Below are 21006 nucleotides of genomic sequence, written 5' to 3'. Positions count from 1 at the left end.
GATGCGATGACTCTCGCACGGGGACTATCCCATCGGCAAAGTGATTGTGTTAATAAAGGCGATAGACGCAATGGCGCCAGGTGCGCTGTCACATTCCCATTGCATAACCTTTACATTCACCGTCTGTCGTCCGATGAAGACTTTTCTGTTGTATGCCGTGACCGCCGTTGCCGAGATTCTCGGCTGCTATCTGCCATGGCGTTGGTTGAAGGATGGCGGCTCCGCCTGGCTGCTGCTGCCCGGTGCGCTAAGTCTCGCCGCGTTTGCCTGGCTGCTGACGCTGCATGGCGCCGCCGCCGGCCGCGTGTATGCAGCTTACGGCGGCGTCTACGTTGCCGTGGCAATTCTATGGCTGTGGTGCGTCGAGCAGGTGCGCCCAACCTTGTGGGATCTGACCGGTGTGGCGTTCACGCTGGCTGGAATGGGGATCATCGCCTTCCAGCCGCGTGTCTGAACGGTATTGCCTGAATCGCGGCCTTTAACGGGCGCCGAGATAATCCAGTTTGCCGAGTTCAACGCCGTTGTGACGCAGGATGTCGTAGGCGGTCGTCACGTGGAAATAGAAATTCGGCAGCGCAAACTGCAGCAGGTAATTGAGGCCGCTGAATTCGACCGGACCGCTGCGCATCTTCAGCGTGACCGTGCGGTCTTCTGAGCCGTCGATCTGCTCCGCATTGAATTCTCGCAGGTAATCAATCGTTTTCTGAAGACGGGCTTGCAGGTCTTCGAAGGTCATTTCGACGTCTTCGTACTTGGGTGCTTCGACATTGGCGAGGCGCGCGGCGCAGCCTTTGGCGGTATCGGTGACGATGTAGACCTGGCGCACGAGCGGCAGCATATCCGGAAAGAGCCGCGCGCCGAGGAATACCGACGGGTCGATCTGCTTTTCGGCGGCGTGCGCCTCGGCCTTGCCGAGAATGGCTTGCAGGCTGGTCAGGCCGCGCACGAGAACGGGCACGGATGCTTGATACATCGAAATGGACATGGAACGTTCCTCTAATTCACTCGGAATTTTCGGCGGGCGCGCACGGTGGGCGCACGGGCCAATACAACGGCGGGTTTGCCGCTGCAGCATCATACCTGCGCGATCCATGGATGGGCATTAGCCATTCGGACAACTGTTGCGCAACCCGGAACTGTGTTCGAATGGATTTGTCGGACGGCATGACGATGTCCTAGCAACCAGACTCCCGCGTGGGCTGTGCCGCATTGCAGTGGTTCGAGTCGTAAATCAGGCGCGTGCCCGCCGGGATTAACGCGCAGCCTCGCGGCTGTGCATCGAGGAGTGTCGAAACAATGGCCAAGCATCCCCTGCAAGGAAGTGAGCGATCAGTCGCGGAAGGTTCGACCCTGGTCGGCAATTGCAATCCGGCTGAACACATTGAAGTGCACGTGGTCTTGCGCCGTCACGCGCAGGCGAAGTTCGACGCGTTGCTCGGCAAAATCGAGGCAGGCGACCCGAGCGTCAAGCCCTTGTCGCGCGAAGATTTTGCGAAAGAGTTCGGCGCGGCGGCAGACGACCTCGCCAAGGTCAGGACGTTTGCCGCGCAGGCCGGCCTGACGGTGGTGCGCGAAGATCCGGCCGCGCGCACGGTGGTGCTGGGCGGCACCATTGCGCAGTTCCAGACGGCGTTCAGCGTCGAGTTGCAGCATTATCAGCATCAGTCTGCGGGGCAGTATCGCGACCATACCGGCACGATCAGCGTGCCCGATGATCTATCCGGCATCGTGACGGCCGTGCTGGGGCTCGATAATCGCCCGCAGGCGCGTCCGCACTTCCGTATCCGGCCGCCGATCCACGCGTCCAGGGCGCAGCAACCCGCTTCGTTCACGCCGTTGCAGGTCGCGGAGCTTTACCAGTTCCCGCAAGGCGACGGCAGCGGTGAGTGCGTCGGCATCATCGAACTGGGCGGCGGATATGAAACCTCCGATCTGCAAACCTATTTCTCGAATCTTGGCGTGAGCGCGCCTACCGTGGTCTCGGTGGGCGTCGACAAAGGCGCCAACAAGCCTACTGGCGACGCCAACGGGCCGGATGGCGAGGTCACGCTCGATATCGAAGTGGTCGGCTCCATCGCGCCGGGCGCGAAAGTCGCGGTCTACTTCACGCCGAACACGGACGCGGGCTTTATCGACGCAGTCAGCGCCGCGGTTCACGACACCACCAACAAGCCCTCGGTCATTTCGATCAGTTGGGGCGGCCCCGAGTCGTCGTGGACCGCGCAGTCGCTACAGGCGTTCAATAGCGTGCTGCAAGCCGCCGCCACCATGGGTGTGACGGTTTGCGTGGCCTCGGGCGACAGCGGTTCGAGCGACGGCGCGAGCAGCGGCAACGTGGTGGACTTCCCCGCCTCCAGCCCCTACGTGCTGGCGTGCGGCGGAACGCGCCTGACGGCTTCGGGCCAGACCATCTCGAAGGAAGTGGTGTGGAACGACGGTGCTCAGGGCGGCTCGACCGGTGGCGGCGTCAGCACCGCGTTTGCGGTGCCGACGTGGCAGAAGGGCCTGTCCTCCACCAGCAACGAGGGCGTCAAAACCGCGCTTACCGGACGCGGTGTGCCGGACGTGGCAGGCGACGCGTCGCCCGACAGCGGCTACGACGTACTGATCGACGGTTCGCAGACGGTGGTGGGCGGCACCAGCGCGGTGGCGCCGCTGTGGGCCGCGCTGATTGCCCGCATCAATGCAGCCAACGGCTCGCCGGCGGGCTTCGTCAATCCGAAGCTGTATGCCACGCCGGGCGCCTTGCGCGACATAACGCAAGGCAACAACGGCGGTTATGAAGCATCGGCAGGCTGGGATGCGTGTACGGGGCTTGGCAGCCCCAATGGTCAGAAAGTCGCTGCGGCACTATAGTCGTCTTCCGGGCAGGCGCGCGGCGACCCGCCACCTGTTCGCGGTGTGAGCCTGGGCAGTCTCAGGCAGAGTGGGTCGTGGAGTTGAGACAGCGCCTCGCCGGCGCCTATATGACGCTAATGACATAAACGAATCCGATGGAGCGAACATGACGAACACCGAGTCAGCTTCCGGCAGTCCACAGTCGCCTCATAATTCTCACGCTGCGCCCGCCGGAGCGGCCGCGAAAGCGGCGCACCCAGCCGGCAGTCAGCCATTCTTCGATCCCGTTGCCTACGGTAACGGCCCCGACGACTCTGTGACGGATACGACGGAGAACGCCGCCGTCACGAAGCACTCCGTCGTGATCGGCGGACGTAAGATTGCCTACACCGCAACAGCCGGCCACCTGGTGACGGTCGACTCGAGCAGTTCCGTGCCCAACGCCAAGATGTTCTATGTGGCGTTCACAGCGGACAACCAGAAGGAAGACACGCGCCCCGTCACGTTCTTCTATAACGGCGGGCCAGGCTCTTCCTCGGTATTCGTGCTGCTCGGCTCATTTGCGCCGCGCCGGATCAAAACGGCGATGCCGAGCTTCACGCCGCCCGCGCCTTATTCGCTCGAAGACAATCCCGACAGTCTGCTCGACAAGAGCGATCTGGTTTTTATCAATCCAATCGGCACCGGCTATTCGGCGGCGGTCGCGCCTAGCAAGAACCGCGACTTCTGGGGCGTGGATCAGGACGCGACCTCGATCAAACAGTTCATCAAGCGCTTTCTGACCAAAAACAATCGCTGGAACTCACCGAAGTATCTGTATGGCGAGTCCTACGGCACCGCACGCACTTGCGTGCTGGCGTATCTGTTGCACGAGGACGGCGTCGATCTGAACGGCATTACGCTGCAGTCGTCGATTCTCGATTACACGCAGTCGGGCAATCCCGTCGGCGCGCTGCCCACGGCTGCTGCCGACGCGTGGTATCACAAGAAGCTCGGCGTGGCGCCCACGCCGACCGATCTCGGCAAGTTCGCCGAAGAAGTTGCCCAGTTCTCGCGTACCGACTATCTGGCGGCATTACGCAAGGTGCCGGCCACCGATCCGGCGACGGTCGAAAAGCTAAGCGAATACACCGGCATCGACAAGGCCACGCTACTGGCATGGAGCCTCGACATTGCCGGCTACGACAGTCGCGGCAACTCGCTGTTTCTCACCACCTTGCTCAAATCGAAGGGGCTCGCGCTTGGCGAATATGACGGTCGCGTGACGGCTATCGAAACCGGCATCGCGGGCAAGATCGATCCGAATTCCGGCAGCAACGATCCGACCATGACGGCGGTAACGGGCGTCTACACGACCATGTGGAACGTCTATCTGAACGAGCAGTTGCTCTACACATCGAACTCGTCGTTTACCGATCTGAACAATCAGGCTTTCCAGTATTGGGACTTCAGCCATATCGATCCGACCGGCGCCCAGAAGGGCGTCGACGCGAAAGGCAACGTGATTCTCTACACCGCCGGCGACCTCGCGGCGGTCATGGCGCTCAATGTGGACCTGAAAGTATTGTCCGCGAACGGCTTTTTCGACTTCGTCACGCCGTTCTACCAGACCGTGCTCGACCTGCAGCAGATGCCGCTCGTCAGTCCGCAGGTGCGCCAGAACCTCTCGGCGCGTTTCTATCCGTCGGGACACATGGTGTATCTCGACGGTCACTCGCGCACGGCATTGAAGGCGGATCTCGCTGCCATGTACGACGCCACGGTCAGCAACACCGGGGCGGTGGCGCGCATCCGTGATTTGCAGGCGCGCAGGCCAAGTTAGGCCGGTAGCGGGCGAGAGAAAGATTGTTGCGCGTGAAGCACTGCGCTCACTGGGTAAGCGCGCGGTTGGACGCGCGGTGAAGGCCGCGCACAGGCTTGCGGCGAAGGGTGCGGCAATCTGCAGCATCCTTTGCACTTGCGCCGGCCCAAGCCGCCGGCGTGGATGGCTTTTTGAGACACGCGCTTACGGCCAGATCCAGGTCAGGAGTCCGTCCGCCGGCTCGAATTGCCCCCGTCCGGGGTGAATGTGTTTTAATTGTCCTGCGAATTTAACCATTCCGCGTCAAGGCCTGGCGCGCTGACGAATGAATCCAGGAAAGGCAGGCAGGCGTGGCGACGCGCTGCGCAGTAGAAAATCTGGCGTCTTGCGCGCGTTTGAGCGGGCCTACGCATGTGACGCCGGGCGGGTTGCACGTATCGGTTTGCTGGTGATGGTCGGCGCGCTCGCCGCATCGCGCGCCGGTCAGGCCACGGCCCAAACTGCGGCGATGCTCGACGAGCGCGTCACCCAGCAGTCGATTGCCGACACGATCTGCCGTCCCGATTACGTCGACGCCGTCTCGCCCCCCGTCGACGTGATGATGCAGCACAAGCAACGTCTGCTCGCCGAACGTGGCATTGGCGCGGACGACAGCGCCGACTACGCCCTCGACCGGCGCGTGCCCGTCTTGCTGGGCGGCTCGCCGGACGCGCCGGCCAATCTCGACCTGTTGCCTTGGGCGGGCACCAGCGGCGAGCGCCGCAAGGCACGCTTTGTCGTCCATCTCAAACATTGCGTCTGCGAGGGCAAACTGAGCCTGAGCGATGCGCAGGCCGCGATTACCGGCAACTGGTCCGCGGCTTATGCAGGCTTTGGACGGGACTCTTGCGATGTGAGCGGCGTCAACGTGGCGACCGGTTCTCACGACGGCGAACCTTGAAATAATGCATACCCCAACCGCCGAAAATGTTGCGACTGCATCAAACAGCGCGGTTTACGTATTTGTCCAGGCGCTTATTCAGGTACAGTGCATTAATGAGTATTTTCGGCGCTGCCTGTAAAGGGTGGTATCAGCGGCACGACCTGTCAAATGCGCCGCCAACAGCGCATTGTGCTTTCCAGCGTGATTCGGCAGGCTTTGCTGGGGTACGATGACTGGAATCGAAATTGCTCAAGATCACGTGTCGCGCCGTATTTACGGTCGATGCCGTCTATCCTGACAACAGGACGTAATTCGAAGGGGAGATTTGAAATGATTGCCTTTTATCTGTCATTGGCCGCTTTCGGCGCAGCTTTGATCACCGGTGCGGCTGCCGTTGCAGAGGCCAAGGCGCGTGCCAGTCTTCAGCCTGTGCGGATTCGCAGCACGGACCGCCGCGGCCGCTAACGCGGGTGTCAAGCCGAGGACGTTGCAAACATGAACCTGTTCGTCCGGAACATCGCTGAATCCTGCTCCGAGCAGGAAGTGCGCGAGTTTCTCCAGCATGAGCTAGGACACTACGCGAAAAGCGTGACGGTCCATGAGATCGGCACGCCCGAGGCGTATGCCGCAGTCGAACTGTCGGCGGACGGCCCGTATGTTGGTGAAGTGATCGCCCGGCAATTGCAGGGCAAGCACCTGGCCGGCAGGGCGCTAACCGCTAGCAGCGAGTTGTTCGACGAAGAAAATCCGCCGCCCGGCTGAGCGGGTGGTCTATAAGAGGCCTACTGCCGGGCCGGCCAGTCGAATGGCGTGTAGGGCAGCGCGCGCTTGTGCCGCGTGCTTTCATAGAAACGCAATACGGTCTCGCGGACTGCTGCGGCGACCGGCTTACCCTCCAGAAAATCATCGATGTCGTTGTATGGGATGCCGTATGCATCCTCGTCCGGACGCTGCGGACGCAACATTTCCAGATCCGCTGTCGGCACCTTGTGCGCGAGTGCGTCCGGCGCGCCCAATGCGCCGGCAAGCGCGCGCACCCGGCGCTTGTTGAGACCTGCGAGCGGCAGGACGTCCGCGCCGCCATCGCCGAATTTGGTGAAAAATCCCATGACCGACTCGGCCGCGTGATCCGTGCCAATCACGACGCCGGCGCGCGATCCCGCCACCGCATACTGCGCGATCATGCGTTGCCTTGCCTTGATGTTGCCGTGGACGAAGTCCTGCTGCGCGTGATCGGCAAACGGCACGCCGGCCGCGGCCAGTGACGCGAGCATGGCGTCGGCCGCCGGCTTGACGTCGATGGTGAGGTTTTCGTCGGCGCGAATGAAAGCGAGCGCCTGCTGCGCATCCGCTTCGTCCTGCTGGATCCCGTAAGGCAGACGCATCGCAACGAAGCGCGCTTCGTACTGCCCGGCGCGCAGGCGTTCGACCGCAAGCTGCGCGAGCCGTCCTGCCGTGGTCGAATCGACACCGCCGCTAATACCGAGCACGTAAGTCTTAAGACCGCTCTCTCGCAGGTATTGCGCGAGAAACGCGACGCGTCGCTCGATTTCCTGCTCTGCGACGAAATCTTGCGTGACGTGCAGTTCTGCAGCGATGTGCCGTTGGCGGACGGTCGGGTCGTCCTGGATCATGTTTTTCCCTGGCGAGTGTGCGGCCGTGCGAAGTGATCTGGCCGAACGGTGAATCGTCATTGCTGCCAGCTATTTTGCCGGTTAATACCGTTTCGCGCCGGGCATTTGCCGCATCTGATTCGACGGCGGCCGTTACGGCCCAAAATCAGCCGGGCAGTTTGCCCGGCGATTTAATCGCGTCAGCGTAGTGTCAGATAAATGGCGGATATTGAAGCTGCATTCAAGCCGAACGATGATCGACAGAAACAGATGCGCTGAGTAATATCGTGCGTGCATCTGGACGCGGAATAAGCCGCTTGAGGATCGATGAAAGGCGGGTTTGCTCGACTGCGTAATGACTACAAAAAACGGACTACAAAAAACGGCTTGACCAGCCACTGAAAAAAACACAATGAACCCATGCATTGGAATCAATTGTCGTATCGTCAGGCGCAACAGATTGCGGGTTGAAAGTATAGGCCGTGCATGGTTCGGTGCCGCATTATTCCCGTTGGCTTTCTCTATCGCACAGGCGGCCGGCGCGCCGAATCGCGATCCCGCTCCGCCTGTCGATATAACGGCTTCCTCCGTGGCCGCGCCGGACGCCGCGGGCCTAGTCGACCCGCATCGGGCGCTGTTATTACGCGCCTTGTTTGCACGCGACGTGAAGCGCCGTCTGAATGTGCCGGCAACAGTCCAACAGGAATATGGCGAGCGGCTCGAAGCGGCGCTTGAACAGAATCAACTCGGCAGTCTCGCGGGTGAATATATTGTGCTGGTCGATCGCAATGCCAATGTCCAGGCGCTGTTCATCTATTTTCGTCCCACGCCGTCCGATAAGTGGGTAATGATCGGCGCCGCGCCGGTGGCGACGGGCAGGCCGGGCGAATTCGATCACTTCGTTACGCCGCTCGGCGTGTTCGAGCATACCCCCGATAATATGGATTTTCGCGCCGAAGGCACGATGAATCAGAATGGCATTCGCGGTTATGGCAAGCGCGACATGCGGATTTTCGATCTCGGCTGGACTCAGGGCGAACGCGGCTGGGGCAAGGGCGGCATGTCGCAGATGCGCTTTCAGATGCACGCGACGGATCCCGACAAGCTCGAACCGCTGCTCGGCATTCGCCATTCGAAGGGATGCGTGCGGATTCCCGCGTCGCTGAATGTCTTCCTCGATCACTACGGCATTCTCGACGCGGAGTATCAGGCGCTCGTCGAGTCGGGCCAGTCGCTGTGGGTGCTGCATAGCGATCGTCAGGTGACGCCGTGGGCGGGGCGCTATATCGTCGTGGTCGATTCGGAACGCAAGACGCGTCCGGCGTGGTCGCCGGCACCGGGCGGCAAGGCCGAAGCGAAAGTCCCGGCTGGCGCGGATACGGCAGACTAAAAGGCCACTCAACCCACATGCAATTGACAGGCGTCCACGGGCCTACAGACCACGAGCCGGCCGGGCGGGTGACGAAACCCGCCGTGCCAGCCGCCGTGTGCAACCGCTACGAGCGCGCCAGCAACACCCCGAGCAGCGCCAGCACAAAGCCCGCGACCTGCACCGGCAGAAGCGTTTCGCCGAACCCAAGATAGCCTTCGACGGCTGCGAGAGGCGGCGCCAGAAACATCAGCGCGGTGGCCCGCGAGGCGTCGCCGCGCCGGACCATCCAGACCAGCAACGTCACGCTGATGCCGGACAGCATGATGACCCCCCACGCAAGCGACCCCCACAGCGTCGCCGACGCCGCTACCCAGCGATGCTCGTCCAACGCCAGCGCGAGGATCGCGGCCACCATCGCTGCGCCGAAGTTCTGCACGGCGCTGGCGCTGCGCAGATCGGCGCGGGCGAGGGAGGTCTTCTGGAACAGCGTGCCCGCCGTGATCGCGCCGATCGCCAGAATCGACACGGTCACCACCAGCCATCCCGGCGCCGCGCCGTGCGGCAGATGTGGGGCGTGCGATGCCGCTGCGGTCAGTTTCGGTTGCAGCACCAGCACGACGCCCGCAAGGCCCAGGGCCATGCCTGCCCAGCCGCGCCGCGACAGGCGCTCGCCGAATAGCGGGGCGGCCACGGCCGCGGTCAGCAACGGTTGCAGGGCGCCGAGCAGGGCCATCACGCCGGCGCTCAGGCCTTGAGCCACGGCCCAGTAGCCGGCGCCGAGATACACGCCTTGCAGCAGTGCGCCCGCGAGCAGATGCTTGCCGAGGTCGCGCCCGCGCGGCCACGCGGCGCGCGCGAGCCCCGCAGCAAGTGCGAACAGCAAGGCCGTGCCGCCGAAGCGGGCCAGCAGGAACAGATTGGGATCGGCGAAGGGCGTGATCGCGCGGGCGACCACGAAGCCCGTCGACCAGAGCACGACAAAGACCGCGGCGGTAAGGGTAGCGAGCATGAGACGTCGTCGGTGGCGGCGTAAAAGTCTCGCAGTATTGCGTGGCGCTGGGCGGGTGTCTTGTTCGAAGCTGCACTGCACCGCACCGGCGGTGGTCAGCGTGTCAGCAACACCGCCCCCGCGCCGAGCAGGCCGCCGCACAGCACGCAGGCCCATAGCAGAATCCGCGTCCGCCGGTATTCCACTCCCAGCTCTCGCATCAGGGTCGCCTGTTGCCGCTGGCCGCCCGCATCGTGCTGATGCTGCAGGTAGCGCACCGCGAGTTGCGGCACGCGCGGCAACATATGCGCGAGATGCGGCAACTCCTGGGCGATACGTTTGATCCAGCCGCGATGATCGACGTCGCGTTGCGCGATTCCCGCCAGTACCGTGCGCGCAACATTCCAGGTATCGACGCCCGGATGCAGGGCGCGTGCCAGCGTCTCCGCCTGTTCGAACGAGCGCTGGGCCGTTGCGAGCCGCGGCGAGACGGCGCCTTCGAACGGCTGAACCGCGTGCAGCAGATGATGAAACAGCGAGCCCGCCGTGCGATCCTCGGGCTCGGCTGCGAAGTGCGCTTCGCTGCGCCGGCGCAGTTCGGCCTCCAGCACTTCCGTTCGGGTGTCGGGATGAACGTGGCCCGCGTCGCGGTGCAGGTCGGCAAGGCGCGCGTAGTCCTGATCGAACAGCGCGGTGGCGCCATGCACGAAAAATCCGCGCTCGTGCGAGGAGAGGCTCGACATCACCGCAAATTCGGCCAGCACGATGCGTCCGAGCGTCGCCGGTTCGATGCTCACGCGCACATGGCCGGCGTCGAAGGTGGCGTGAAAGAAACCGTGCTCGAAGGCCTGTTCGGTGACGACTTCGACCAGGTGCGTCGCGAGTGGCGCGAGCCTGACGTGATGCGCGTGCAGGCCGGGCAGATCCGTCGCCGCCAGGGTGTCGATGTGCTGCACCGCCAGTGTGTGCGTGCCGCACAGTTCCCAGATCACGTCTGGCACGGCGAGCCGCTTGTCGCCGTCGAAGTGATGGCCGGTCTGACTCAGATTGGCCGCTTCGGCGCGCAGGTCGAAGCGCCGCAGCACGTCGTCAGTAAAAGATTGCGCGAGGGCGCGCACCTTCAGCCGGCGTGCGTCGCCGGAGAGGTTTTCCAGCCAGCGCGCCACCCAGCGCAGCAAAGCCAGTTCGTCGCCGATCTGCTGGACCTGCTGTGCGCGCACAAATTTGATCGCAATGTCGCGATGGCCATTCACCGGCTCGGCGAGACGGGCGAGGTGGGTCTGTTCGGCGAAGCCGCTGCGCGCGGCCACGAGTTCGATGCGCGTGAAGAGCCCCGTCAACGGCCGGCCGAGCGCGCTCGCCAGCGCGCCCTCCACCTGGTTCGGCGGCAGCGGTTCTTCCATACGGCCGATGGCGTCGAAGGCCTCGTGCATGCTGCCGCTGGCGAGTTCCGGGTGCGCCGCCAGGTTTTGCAGGAAGGTCGTGGCAAGCGGACCCAGCGTGGGCAGCATGTTGTGCAGGCTGTCGCGGCCGGCTTCGGTGGCATGCACCCGTTTGACGAGGGTGACGATCCAGTGCAGCTTGTGCTCGCGCGGCGCCGCAAGCCAGATGAGGCGTGCGCCGAAGCGCAGCGCGTGGAACAACAGCAGTAAGCGGCGAAACAGTGGCGGCATGGGCAGTTCGTATGGCACGGCGCGCGTCGGGCAACGCGCGGCCAGAGCCATCAGGTTAGCAGGTAAGCGCTGCAACAGGAGCATCCACGCCCGGCGCGTAATACAATACGGCGCACTCACAATCCCCACGCGCGCCGCCTGCTGGCCATCTCCCGATGCTTGCTGAACAACGTCATCAATACATTCTCGCGCAAGTCACCCGCAACGGCGCGCTGTCGGTAGCCGAACTGGTGCGCGAACTGAACGTGTCGCGCGAAACCATCCGGCGCGATCTGAATGCCCTGGCGGGCCGCGGTCTGATCGTCACGACGCACGGCGGCGCGCTCTCGGGCGACCGCCGCGAGCCCGATCTGGACGTGCGCGAGGCGGCCAATGCCGGCGCCAAGCGCGCCATCGGCGAACGCGCGGCCGAGCTGGTGCCCGACGGCGCCTCGCTCATCATCGACTCCGGCAGCACGACGCAGGCCGTGGCGCGCGCCTTGACCGCGCGCCACCGGCTGACGGTCTACACCAACGACTGGCGCATCGCGCTATTGCTCGGTCGCCGTAACGAGAATCGCGTCACCCTGCTGGGCGGCGAGCTGTCGGAGAACGAGGACGCCACTTTCGGCCTCGACACGGTCCATCAGTTGACCCAATATCACGCGGATTTTTCCTTCGTCGGCGCGGGCGGAATTTCGCCGGATGGCTGGCTTACGGATTACACGCGCATGGCCGCCGAGGTGCGCAGCCGGATGATTGCGGCCGCGAACCTGGTGGTGGTGGTGGCGGACAATTCGAAATTCGGCCGTGTCACGCCGGTGCGCATCAACGGTTTCGAGAGCGCCCGTTATCTCGTGACCGAACTGGCGCCGGACCGGGCGCTTGCCAAGGAAATCGCCGCGCGCGGACCGGAACTGCTGATTGCCTGAGCACGCCGCGCGATGGTTCATCCCTTCCGGCATGGAGGGGTTTCGATGGACGTTGCCCCTTTCTCGTCAGACGAATCCACTTTTCCCGCTCTGTGCGGTTTGCACATTATTGGCGAATTGTGTCATTTATTGGATGCCGACAGAATGGTCATGGCCCTGTCACGGAAACCTGCAATTCTTGCGGTGCCCGTTCGGACAAGGCAGGCAGCGTAGTAAGGATGGGTTGGCTGTCAGTCTGGCTGGAGATCAAGCAGAAGGGTTGTCAGCAATCTGCAATTGCATGAAGCTGGCGGCCGGCTGCGAGCACAAACGTAAGCGGCGCGGTGCGACCGCCGTCAAATCACAACAGGTATCGGGATTTCCCGACCGTCTGGTTTACTGCCTTTCGGAGAGAACGACATGAAAAAGACGAATCACCTTCGCGCGACTGCCAGCATCGTCCGCAAAACTTTGCCGGCACTCGTGGTGGCTGCAGCATTCGGAGGCACGGCATTGCCGGCCCAGGCCGCCGACGCGGTGGTGCTGTACACGGCCGATGGCCTCGAAAACCTCTACAAGGACGTGCTGCCGGGCTTTGAAAAGCAGGAAGGCGTCAAGGTCAACATCGTTACGGCCGGTAGTGGTGAAGTGGTGAATCGCGCGACCATCGAAAAGGATGCGCCGAAGGCCGATGTTCTCGTCACGCTGCCGCCGTTCATCCAGCAAGCCGATCAGTCCGGCCTGCTGCAGGCTTACCAGAGCGCCAACTACAAGAACGTGCCGGCGATCGCTAAGGCGTCCAACGGCACGTGGGCGACCTTCGTGAACAACTACTTCTCGTTCGCGATCAACCCGGACGTGGTGAAGACCCAGCCGAAGACCTTCGCGGATCTGCTGAGCCCGGATTACACGGGCAAGGTTGCCTATTCGAATCCGGCCACCGCCGGCGACGGCATGGCCGTGATCATTCTCACGACTTCGCTGATGGGTGAAGACAAGGCGTTCGACTATCTGAAGAAACTCGAACAAAGCGCCAAGTTCCACACCAAGGGTACGGGCTACCTCGACGTGCTGCTTTCGCGCAACGAAATCTCGCTTGCCAACGGCGACCTGCAGATGGATCTGGACGACCAGGCGAACGGCGGTCTGTCGCTCAAGCCGATCTTCCTCGCCGCAGCCGCCGGTGGCAAGCCGACCACGTTCCAGTTGCCATACGCGATCGGCCTGATCAAGAACGGCCCGAACCAGGCTGAAGGCAAGAAGCTGATCGACTATCTGATGTCGAAGGACGTGCAGGCCAAGGTGCCGGACATCTTCGGTATTCCGGGCCGCACCGACGTGCCGCTCGCCGGCAAGAACGGCGAAGCCGTCAAGCAGGCGATTGCCGGTGTCAAGCTGATTCCGGTGGACTGGACCCAGGTCATGGCCAAGAAGGCCGACTGGACGGCACGCTGGAAGAACGACGTGATCGGCAACTCCGGCAAGCAGGTGGAAGTCGTCAAGCCGGCGCAGTAAGTCTCGCAGCACGCCTCGCCGCGCTGCTGCCGGTCCGGCCGGCTTCCTTTAATAGGGAACTGGCGCGTGGGCGGCGCGCGAGGTTTCACCCGCAATACCTAGTTGGAGGACGAATCCGGTGAATACCGCAACTCTTGCCCCTGGCGCGCTCGGCGCCTCACCGGAGGCGCTCGCTGCGGCGCAGCCGGGCACGCCGGGCGGCGTGCAGATCGAGCATCTGACCGTGCGCTTCGGTACGCGCACGGTGCTCGACGACCTGTCGCTGAATATCGAGCGCGGCGAACTGCTGACCGTGCTCGGCCGCAGCGGTTGCGGCAAGACCACGCTGTTGCGTTTCATCGCCGGATTCATCGAAGCGGACGGGCTGGCCGGCACCTTGACGGTGGCCGGTCACGACCTCACGCATGTGCCGCCGCACAAACGCAATCTGGGGCTGCTGTTCCAGAGCTATGCGCTGTTTCCTCATCTTTCTGTCTTCGAGAACGTGGCCTTCGGCCTGCGCGCGCGGCGCGAGTCGTCCAAAAACATTGCACGTCGCGTCGCGGATGCGCTCAAGCTCGTGCAACTGGGCGACGCCGGCCATGTGATGCCAGCCCAGCTATCCGGCGGCATGCAGCAGCGCGTGGCGCTGGCGCGTGCGCTGGTGATCGAGCCTGACGTGCTGCTGCTCGATGAACCGCTTTCCGCACTCGACGCCAACCTGCGCGCCTCGGTGCGTTCCGAACTGAAGGCGCTGCACGAGCGCCTGCCGAATCTGACCATTGTGTGCGTGACGCACGACCAGGACGACGCGCTGGTGTTGTCCGACCGCACGCTGCTGATGCGCGAAGGGCATATCGCGCAACTCGGTACGCCGCAAGAACTGTACGACCAGCCGAATGACGGCTTCGTCGCGCGCTATCTGGGCGCCGCTAATCTGTTGCCGCCGCAGGTCGCGTTTTCGATGGGCGATTCGCGCCATAACGAACGCGATCGCGTCGCCTGTCTGCGCCCCGAGGCGCTGCGGATCGTGCCGCTTGGCGAAGGGCATCTGCATGGCACGATCAGTTCGGTCGAATGGTATGGCGCGGTGCTGTCCGTTTCGATCGTCCTCGACGCAATGCCTAACGAGCCCGTGCTCGTCACGATGCAGCGTGGCCACGGCATGTCGCCTGAAAAGGGCGCACGCATCTCTTTGCGCTATGAGGCAGACGATGTCGTCCTTATCCACCCCTGATAGCGCCGACGCGCTCGGCGACGCGCGGCGCGCCGCCACTTTCGCTTCGCACGCGGCCGCCGTGCGGCGCCGCGAACGCGCGGCGCAGTGGCATCTGCTGTTTCTCGTCGTGGTGGTGTTGGGACCGCTGGTGATTTATCCGCTGGTGCGGCTTGTGTTGCTGAGTCTGACCGGCCCGCATGGCGGCTTCGGCTTTCAGGCTTACGGCGCGTTCTTCGGCAATCCGGAAACGCGCGGCGTGATCGGCACCACGCTGTGGATCCTGTTCGCCAGCGCAGGCCTTGCCTCACTGCTCGGCGTGGCGCTCGCCTCGATGCTGTTCTTCAAACCGTTTCCCGGCGCGCGTCTCGTGACGCGTTTTCTGGAATTGTTCGTGGCGTTTCCGTCGTTTCTGGTCGCCTTCACGCTGATCTTTCTGTACGGCTCGCAAGGCTCGGTGAGCATCGGCCTGCAGCGTCTGTTCCATCTGCAGACGCCGCCGCTCGATTTCCTGTTCGGCGTGGGCGGCGTGATTCTCGCCGAGGTGGTGTTTTATGCGCCATTCGTCGTGCGGCCGACGCTCGCTTCGTTCGCCACGCTCGACATGCGTCTGATCGAAGCCGCTCGCAGTCTCGGCGCAAACGGCCTGATGGTGGCCTTCAAGGTGATCCTGCCGCTCGCCTGGCCGGGCATCGCCGCTGGAACGATTCTGTGTTTTCTGCTGACGCTCAACGAGTTCGGCATTCTGCTGGTGCTCGGCAGTGCGCATCTGATCACGCTGCCGGTGGCCATCTACAGTTCGGCGACCGTCGATCTGGATTTGCCGACCGCCGCCGCCGGCGCAGTCGTGATGCTGATGATGTCTTTGTCGCTGTATGCGTTGTACCGCCAGGTCAACCGACGCAAGGTTAGAGGAGCACGGTAATGGCCGTCGAACTGGATCCCACTGTCTTGCCGGTCATGCACAAGCGGGCGCGGCCGGTGCAGCGCAGTCTGCTGACGCGCATCGTCGGCGGCATGTTCCTCGCGTTTGCCGCGCTGCTGTGCTTCTGGTTGTTCGTGCTGCCGGTGGTGGTGGTGGCGCTTTCCAGCGTGGCCGCCCATTGGTCGGGCACGATCCTGCCTGACGGCTTCAGCATGCGCTGGTTCGAACGGCTCGGTTCGAGCGATTTCGACGCGCTCACCACGAGTCTCGAAATCGGCTTCGGTGTGGCGGTGCTCGGCACGATTCTCGGACTCTGGCTGGCGCTGGCGCTCGAAGGGCGCGACCGGCGCGGGCTCGGCGCACTCGTCGACACGATCGCGATGATGCCCAACGGCGTGCCGAGCGTGGTGCTCGGACTGGCCGTGCTGATCGCGTATCACAAGCGTCCGCTCGATCTGTCGAGCTCGGCGGCCATCGTCGTGTTCGTCCAGCTCGCGCTGGTGCTGCCGTTCTGCTACCGCTGCGCCGCCGCCGCGCTGCGCCCCGAACTGACCGTCCTGCGCGAGGCCGCTGCCAGCCTCGGCGCGCCGCCGTCGATGGTGCTGCGGCGGGTCGTCCTGCCGCAACTGGTGCCGGCCATCCGCGCGAGTCTCGCGCTCGGTTTCGCGCTGTCGCTCGGCGAACTGGGCGCCACCTTGACCGTCTATCCGCCCGGATTTGCGACGGTGCCGATCGTCGTGGTCGGCCAGGTGGAGCGCGGCTACTACCTGCCGGCCTCCGCGCTCTCGCTGATCCTGCTGCTTGTCTCTCTCGCCGCGCTGCTGCTGATCGCCGCCCGGGTTCCGCGCCGCCGGGCCGACTGACCCGCGGCTTGCCCTGACTTCCGGTGTCGAATGTCGTGTTGCTGTTCGACACACGTGGATGTGGCAAAAAATGTCGAAATGACCGAAAATATGGAAAACGCCCCAGCCGATCCGATTGACGTCGTCCGCCGGCATTCGCTCACGGCGCTGGTTCGCGCCGAAATCGAGCGAAACATCATCGAAGGCGCGCTGGCGCCCGGCGCGAAGCTCAACGAGTCGGACTGGGCCGCGCGTCTGCAGGTTTCGCGCGGGCCGGTGCGCGAGGCGTTCCGGGCGCTGGAACAGGCGGGGCTCGTGCGAACCGAGAAGAATCGCGGCGTATTCGTGCGGGTGGTGTCGCTGGCGGAGGCGGATGAGATTTACGCCGTGCGGGCCGTGCTCGAAGAGGCGGCCTGCCGGATGCTGGCGTCGAGTATCGACGCGGCGCAACTGGCGGGGCTGCGCAAGCACATTGACGCGATGCGCGTCGCGCTGGATGCAGAGGATCACGACGCCTACGCGCGTGCCAATGTGGCGTTTCACGACGGCATCGTCGCGGCGGCGGGCAACCGCAAGCTGTATGAGACGTACCGGCGTCTGGTGGGCGAGTTGAGTCTGTTCCGGCGCGCGGCGCTGGTCGTGCGCGCCGACGCGATGGAGCGCTCGCTTGCCGAACATCGCGCCATCCTGACCGCGCTGGCTTCGCGTGACGCCGATCAGGCCGCCACGCTGATGCATGCGCACGTCAACGGCGGATTACGGCGGGCGCATGAGGCTTGTCAACCGGTTGAAGGCGCTGGGCAACGCAGCGGGTTGCCGATCTCGGCGCCCATCGACGAAGAACGCGCGTAGGTGACGCGCAGGGAACAAAGCAAATGTCTATCCAGTCCGGGCAGAGCGGGCGCAGCGTTGACGTGAATGGCCGGCATTACCGGCTGTCCGCGAGGCCGACGGCCGTTGTCTGCGTGGATGGTTGTGAATACGACTATCTCGAAGCAGCGGTCGAAGCGGGCGTGACGCCGTTCATCGGCAAGATGCTGAACGAGGGCTCCGCGCTCAAGGGCGATTGCGTGATTCCCTCTTTCACCAATCCCAATAACGTATCGATCGTCTGCGGCGTGCCGCCATCGGTGCACGGCATTTGCGGCAACTACTTCTGGGATCCGCAGGCCAACGGTGGCGCGGGGGCGGAAGTCATGATGAACGATCCGGCCTATCTGCGCGCCGGAACCTTGCTGGCCGCCGCGGCCGGAGAAGGCGCGGCGGTCGCCGTGGTGACCGCGAAAGACAAGCTGCGCCGCCTGCTCGGCTGGCAACTCAAAGGCATCTGTTTCTCCGCGGAAAAAGCCGACACGGTGACACAGGAAGAAAACGGCATCGCCGACGTGCTGGATCTGGTCGGTCTGCCTGTGCCGGATGTCTATAGCGCGGGTCTGTCCGAGTTCGTGTTCGCCGCGGGCGTGCGGCTCGCGCAGACCCGCAAGCTCGATCTGATGTACCTGTCCACCACGGACTACATCCAGCACAAGTGGGCGCCGGGCACGCAGGGCGCGAACGACTTCTACGCCATGATGGACGGCTATCTCGCTCAGCTCGACGCGCTCGGCTGGGTGATCGGCCTGACCGCCGACCACGGCATGAACGCGAAGCACGATCCGCTCACCGGCGAGCCGAACGTGATCTATCTGCAGGACGTGCTGGACGAATGGCTCGGTGCGCGCGCGGCCCGGGTGATTCTGCCGATTACAGATCCGTATGTGGTCCACCACGGCGCGCTGGGCTCGTTTGCCACGATCTATCTGCCTGCGGACGTGAAGGCGAAGCCGATGATCGAACGGCTGAGCGGTCTCGAAGGCGTCGAAGTGGTGCTGGATAACCGCGCGGCGTGCGAACGTTTCGAACTGCCGAACGACCGGGTCGGCGACATCGTGGTGGTTAGCGGGCAAGACGTGGTGCTCGGCACGCGGCGCGCGGAGCATGACCTTTCCGGCTTGACTGTGCCGTTGCGCTCGCACGGCGGCATCTCCGAACAGGTCGTGCCGTTGATCTTCAACCGGCATCTGGACGGTCTCGTCGAAGGCCGGCGGCTGCGCAATTTCGACGTGTTCGATCTTGCCCTGAATCACGTGGCGGACGCATGAACGCCGTGCTGACGGACCACCCGGCGTTTCGCGCCGAAGCCTTGCGCCTGAAGGGCGTGCGGGCGTCGCGCGAACGCACGCTCGACGTGTTCGATCCGTACACAGGATTGCGCGTCGGCACGGTGCCGTTGGCCAGCGTCGACGATGTCCGCGCCGCGTTCGAATATGCCGGCGCCTACGAGGCGAGGCTCACGCGTTACGAGCGCTCGCAGATTCTGGAGCGGGCGGCCGTCCTGTTGCGCGAGCGTGCCGAGGCGGCCTCGGATCTGATCTCGCTCGAATCCGGTCTCTCGAAGCAGGACTCGCGTCATGAGATTGAGCGCGTCGCGGATGTGTTCAGGTTCGCCGCAACCGAGGCCTTGCGTGACGACTGTCAGAGTTTCTCGTGCGATCTGACGCCGCATGGCAGGAAGCGTCGGGTATTTGCACAGCGGGAACCGCTTGCCGGCGTGATCGTCGCGATTACGCCGTTCAATCATCCGATGAACCAGGTCGCGCACAAGGTGGCGCCGGCTATCGCGACCAATAATCGGGTCTTGCTGAAGCCGTCCGAGAAGGTGCCGCTCTCGGCGTTTTATCTGGCGGATCTGCTTTACGAAGCCGGTTTGCCGGAACCGATGCTGCAGGTGTTGACCGGCGACCCAGGCGAGATCGCCGACGAGCTGGTCACGCATCCGCTGGCCGAGCTGGTGACGTTCACGGGCGGTGTGGCGATCGGCAAACATATTGCGGCGAAGGCGGCCTATCGACGGGTCGTGCTGGAACTGGGCGGCAACGATCCGTTGATCGTCCTCGAAGACGCCGACCTCGAACGGGCGGCCACGCTCGCCGTGCAAGGCTCCTATAAGAACTCGGGGCAACGCTGCACGGCCGTCAAGCGGATGCTGGTGCAAAAGAGCGTGGCGGCGGACTTTACTGAGCTGGTGGTAGAGAAGACGCGCGCATGGTCCTACGGCGATCCGTTCGACAGCGCCAATCAGATGGGCACCGTCATCGACGAAGCCGCGGCGCGGCTTTTCGAGGCGCGCGTCGACGAAGCCGTGGCGCGCGGCGCCCGGCTGCTGGTCGGCAACCAGCGCGACGGCGCGCTGTATGCGCCGACCGTGCTTGATCGCGTGGACCCGGCGATGTCGCTGGTGCGCGAAGAAACCTTTGGGCCGGTGTCGCCCATCATCACGTTTAACACCCTCGACGACGCTATCCGGATCAGCAATGGCACGGCGTTCGGGTTGTCGTCGGGAGTGTGTACCAACCGTCAGGATGCGATTACGCGGTTCATCAACGAATTGCGGGTCGGTACGGTCAATGTGTGGGAAGTGCCGGGTTTCCGGATCGAGCTGACGCCGTTTGGCGGCATCAAGGATTCGGGTTTGGGTTACAAGGAAGGGGTGCAGGAAGCCATGAAGAGCTTTACCAACCTCAAGACGTTTTCTTTACCTTGGGAGTGATGTCGTGGCTTTGAGTCTGGAAGATATTCGTAGTTTGTTTGAACAGCACGGTGATGTTGCTTATAGCGGCGAACCGGTCACCCAACTGGAACACGCGCTGCAAAGCGCCGCGTTGGCGGAAGGCGAGGGCGCGAGCGATGAACTGGTCGCGGCGGCGTTTCTGCACGACTTGGGGCATTTGCTGAACCGCTTCGGCGAGACGCCGACTGCGCGCGGCATCGACGATCTGCATCAATACTTTGCGTTGCCGTTTCTGCGGCCGGTGTTGCCGGAGGCGGTGCTGGAGCCGATTCGGCTGCATGTGGACGCAAAGCGCTGCCTGTGCGCCATCGACGATACTTATTTTGGCCGGCTGTCAGTGGATTCGGTGCGCAGCCTCAAGCTGCAGGGCGGCGTTTTCAGCGAGCAGGAAGCCGCAACGTTTCTTGGCAAGCCGTTTGCCGAGGACGCGTTGCGGGTACGCCGCTGGGACGATCTGGCGAAGGAAGCGAACCGCGCGACGCCGGATCTGGACCATTACCTGAGCGTCGTGGAGCGGGTGATGGAGACGCACGCTACGGCTTGAGCGGGTGGTTGTGTTCCCGAGGGCGCTTTTGTGTGTGTTCGCGGGCGCGTTTTCGGGTCCGCGGCCTTGGCGTCGCGGGACGTAATTCCGCATTTGATGGTTCTCAAAATAACGCTTGCGCGCCCTGGTTGGGCTCGCTAGAATCTCGTTCTCTCGCGTTCCGGATGACGGGGCGCGGGGAACGGGAGAGCCAGCAGTGGCAAGGCTTTCGGCGGGGTGGGCAGGCTCAGGCAGTGATAAAAAACCTGTTGACGACGTAGCGAAAGTTCTTCATAATC

20 protein-coding genes are annotated in these 21006 nt (G+C 63.6%); 16 read left to right on the top strand and 4 right to left on the bottom strand.

What is annotated here, in order from left to right:
- Positions 1-133 precede the first annotated feature (133 nt).
- Positions 134-454 (top strand): YnfA family protein, encoded by a 321-nt coding sequence (locus FQ755_RS04370; RefSeq protein WP_144151289.1) that lies wholly within the window; start codon positions 134-136, stop codon positions 452-454.
- A 24-nt stretch (positions 455-478) separates the two neighbouring features.
- Here FQ755_RS04370 and FQ755_RS04365 read toward each other — a convergent pair whose 3' ends face one another.
- Positions 479-985: a DUF1993 family protein gene (locus FQ755_RS04365; RefSeq protein ID WP_144151287.1), complete on the bottom strand. Its 507-nt coding sequence runs from the start codon at positions 983-985 to the stop codon at positions 479-481.
- A gap of 311 nt (positions 986-1296) precedes the next feature.
- On the opposite strand from FQ755_RS04365, the gene FQ755_RS04360 reads away from it, so the two are divergent.
- The 5 genes from FQ755_RS04360 to FQ755_RS04340 all read left to right on the top strand — a co-directional run bounded on the left by FQ755_RS04360 (position 1297) and on the right by FQ755_RS04340 (position 6323).
- On the top strand, positions 1297-2856 hold the full coding sequence (locus FQ755_RS04360) for a protease pro-enzyme activation domain-containing protein (RefSeq protein ID WP_144151285.1): 1560 nt from the start codon (positions 1297-1299) through the stop codon (positions 2854-2856).
- Positions 2857-3004: 148 nt separating this feature from the next.
- Positions 3005-4660, top strand: a complete 1656-nt coding sequence (locus FQ755_RS04355) for a S10 family peptidase (RefSeq protein ID WP_144151283.1) — start codon at positions 3005-3007, stop codon at positions 4658-4660.
- Positions 4661-4964: 304 nt separating this feature from the next.
- Positions 4965-5579: a hypothetical protein gene (locus tag FQ755_RS04350; RefSeq protein WP_144151281.1), complete on the top strand. Its 615-nt coding sequence runs from the start codon at positions 4965-4967 to the stop codon at positions 5577-5579.
- Between the two features lie 150 nt (positions 5580-5729).
- Entirely contained in the window at positions 5730-6026 is a 297-nt protein-coding gene (locus FQ755_RS04345) for a hypothetical protein (RefSeq protein ID WP_144151279.1), read from the top strand.
- Positions 6027-6056: 30 nt separating this feature from the next.
- Entirely contained in the window at positions 6057-6323 is a 267-nt protein-coding gene (locus FQ755_RS04340; protein WP_144151277.1) for an RNA-binding protein, read from the top strand.
- Between the two features lie 20 nt (positions 6324-6343).
- On the opposite strand, the gene nadE is transcribed toward FQ755_RS04340, so the two are convergent.
- A complete protein-coding gene (gene nadE, locus FQ755_RS04335; protein ID WP_144151275.1) occupies positions 6344-7195 on the bottom strand; it encodes an ammonia-dependent NAD(+) synthetase in 852 nt (283 codons plus the stop codon).
- A 391-nt stretch (positions 7196-7586) separates the two neighbouring features.
- On the opposite strand from nadE, the gene FQ755_RS04330 reads away from it, so the two are divergent.
- On the top strand, positions 7587-8564 hold the full coding sequence (locus tag FQ755_RS04330; RefSeq protein WP_409937103.1) for a hypothetical protein: 978 nt from the start codon (positions 7587-7589) through the stop codon (positions 8562-8564).
- 106 nt (positions 8565-8670) lie between these two features.
- Here the strand turns inward: FQ755_RS04330 and FQ755_RS04325 are convergent, their stop codons facing one another.
- Together FQ755_RS04325 and FQ755_RS04320 are read right to left on the bottom strand one after the other, a co-directional pair.
- Positions 8671-9555, bottom strand: a complete 885-nt coding sequence (locus FQ755_RS04325; RefSeq protein ID WP_144151273.1) for a DMT family transporter — start codon at positions 9553-9555, stop codon at positions 8671-8673.
- A 95-nt stretch (positions 9556-9650) separates the two neighbouring features.
- Positions 9651-11207 carry an ABC1 kinase family protein gene (locus FQ755_RS04320; protein ID WP_144151271.1) on the bottom strand — a complete coding sequence of 519 codons (1557 nt, stop codon included), beginning with the start codon at positions 11205-11207 and terminating at the stop codon, positions 9651-9653.
- A 155-nt stretch (positions 11208-11362) separates the two neighbouring features.
- Between FQ755_RS04320 and FQ755_RS04315 the strand changes: the two genes are divergently transcribed.
- From FQ755_RS04315 to FQ755_RS04275, 9 genes are all read left to right on the top strand, one after another.
- On the top strand, positions 11363-12118 hold the full coding sequence (locus FQ755_RS04315; RefSeq protein WP_144151269.1) for a DeoR/GlpR family DNA-binding transcription regulator: 756 nt from the start codon (positions 11363-11365) through the stop codon (positions 12116-12118).
- A 399-nt stretch (positions 12119-12517) separates the two neighbouring features.
- Positions 12518-13612, top strand: a complete 1095-nt coding sequence (phnS, locus tag FQ755_RS04310; protein ID WP_144151267.1) for a 2-aminoethylphosphonate ABC transporter substrate-binding protein — start codon at positions 12518-12520, stop codon at positions 13610-13612.
- Between the two features lie 118 nt (positions 13613-13730).
- A complete protein-coding gene (gene phnT, locus FQ755_RS04305; RefSeq protein WP_144151265.1) occupies positions 13731-14828 on the top strand; it encodes a 2-aminoethylphosphonate ABC transport system ATP-binding subunit PhnT in 1098 nt (365 codons plus the stop codon).
- Positions 14806-15732: a 2-aminoethylphosphonate ABC transporter permease subunit gene (locus FQ755_RS04300; RefSeq protein ID WP_144151263.1), complete on the top strand. Its 927-nt coding sequence runs from the start codon at positions 14806-14808 to the stop codon at positions 15730-15732. The genes phnT and FQ755_RS04300 overlap by 23 nt, the downstream gene beginning before the upstream one ends.
- A complete protein-coding gene (gene phnV / locus FQ755_RS04295; RefSeq protein ID WP_144151261.1) occupies positions 15732-16595 on the top strand; it encodes a 2-aminoethylphosphonate ABC transport system, membrane component PhnV in 864 nt (287 codons plus the stop codon). The genes FQ755_RS04300 and phnV overlap by 1 nt, the downstream gene beginning before the upstream one ends.
- 78 nt (positions 16596-16673) lie before the next feature.
- Positions 16674-17426, top strand: coding sequence for a phosphonate utilization associated transcriptional regulator (locus tag FQ755_RS04290; protein WP_144151259.1), 753 nt, complete (start codon positions 16674-16676; stop codon positions 17424-17426).
- A gap of 23 nt (positions 17427-17449) precedes the next feature.
- Entirely contained in the window at positions 17450-18715 is a 1266-nt protein-coding gene (gene phnA, locus FQ755_RS04285; protein ID WP_144151256.1) for a phosphonoacetate hydrolase, read from the top strand.
- Entirely contained in the window at positions 18712-20163 is a 1452-nt protein-coding gene (gene phnY, locus FQ755_RS04280; RefSeq protein ID WP_144151254.1) for a phosphonoacetaldehyde dehydrogenase, read from the top strand. Before phnA ends, phnY begins: the two co-directional genes overlap by 4 nt.
- Before the next feature lie 4 nt (positions 20164-20167).
- Positions 20168-20728, top strand: coding sequence for a phosphonate degradation HD-domain oxygenase (locus FQ755_RS04275; protein ID WP_144151252.1), 561 nt, complete (start codon positions 20168-20170; stop codon positions 20726-20728).
- Positions 20729-21006 lie beyond the last annotated feature (278 nt).

Source organism: Paraburkholderia sp. BCC1885 (genome assembly GCF_900996235.1).
GTDB lineage: Bacteria > Pseudomonadota > Gammaproteobacteria > Burkholderiales > Burkholderiaceae > Paraburkholderia.
This window is presented reverse-complemented; position numbering and strand designations above follow the sequence as displayed.

Coding starts and splice junctions, on each gene's coding strand:
- phnV (WP_144151261.1), top strand. CDS start 15,732: ATGGCCGTCGAACTGGATCCCACTGTCTTGCCGGTCATGCACAAGCGG.
- FQ755_RS04320 (WP_144151271.1), bottom strand. CDS start 11,207: ATGCCGCCACTGTTTCGCCGCTTACTGCTGTTGTTCCACGCGCTGCGC.
- phnA (WP_144151256.1), top strand. CDS start 17,450: ATGTCTATCCAGTCCGGGCAGAGCGGGCGCAGCGTTGACGTGAATGGC.
- FQ755_RS04355 (WP_144151283.1), top strand. CDS start 3,005: ATGACGAACACCGAGTCAGCTTCCGGCAGTCCACAGTCGCCTCATAAT.
- FQ755_RS04290 (WP_144151259.1), top strand. CDS start 16,674: ATGACCGAAAATATGGAAAACGCCCCAGCCGATCCGATTGACGTCGTC.
- FQ755_RS04350 (WP_144151281.1), top strand. CDS start 4,965: ATGAATCCAGGAAAGGCAGGCAGGCGTGGCGACGCGCTGCGCAGTAGA.
- FQ755_RS04325 (WP_144151273.1), bottom strand. CDS start 9,555: ATGCTCGCTACCCTTACCGCCGCGGTCTTTGTCGTGCTCTGGTCGACG.
- FQ755_RS04300 (WP_144151263.1), top strand. CDS start 14,806: ATGTCGTCCTTATCCACCCCTGATAGCGCCGACGCGCTCGGCGACGCG.
- FQ755_RS04340 (WP_144151277.1), top strand. CDS start 6,057: ATGAACCTGTTCGTCCGGAACATCGCTGAATCCTGCTCCGAGCAGGAA.
- phnS (WP_144151267.1), top strand. CDS start 12,518: ATGAAAAAGACGAATCACCTTCGCGCGACTGCCAGCATCGTCCGCAAA.
- phnY (WP_144151254.1), top strand. CDS start 18,712: ATGAACGCCGTGCTGACGGACCACCCGGCGTTTCGCGCCGAAGCCTTG.
- FQ755_RS04315 (WP_144151269.1), top strand. CDS start 11,363: ATGCTTGCTGAACAACGTCATCAATACATTCTCGCGCAAGTCACCCGC.
- FQ755_RS04370 (WP_144151289.1), top strand. CDS start 134: ATGAAGACTTTTCTGTTGTATGCCGTGACCGCCGTTGCCGAGATTCTC.
- FQ755_RS04345 (WP_144151279.1), top strand. CDS start 5,730: ATGCGCCGCCAACAGCGCATTGTGCTTTCCAGCGTGATTCGGCAGGCT.
- FQ755_RS04330 (WP_409937103.1), top strand. CDS start 7,587: ATGAACCCATGCATTGGAATCAATTGTCGTATCGTCAGGCGCAACAGA.
- FQ755_RS04360 (WP_144151285.1), top strand. CDS start 1,297: ATGGCCAAGCATCCCCTGCAAGGAAGTGAGCGATCAGTCGCGGAAGGT.
- FQ755_RS04365 (WP_144151287.1), bottom strand. CDS start 985: ATGTCCATTTCGATGTATCAAGCATCCGTGCCCGTTCTCGTGCGCGGC.
- nadE (WP_144151275.1), bottom strand. CDS start 7,195: ATGATCCAGGACGACCCGACCGTCCGCCAACGGCACATCGCTGCAGAA.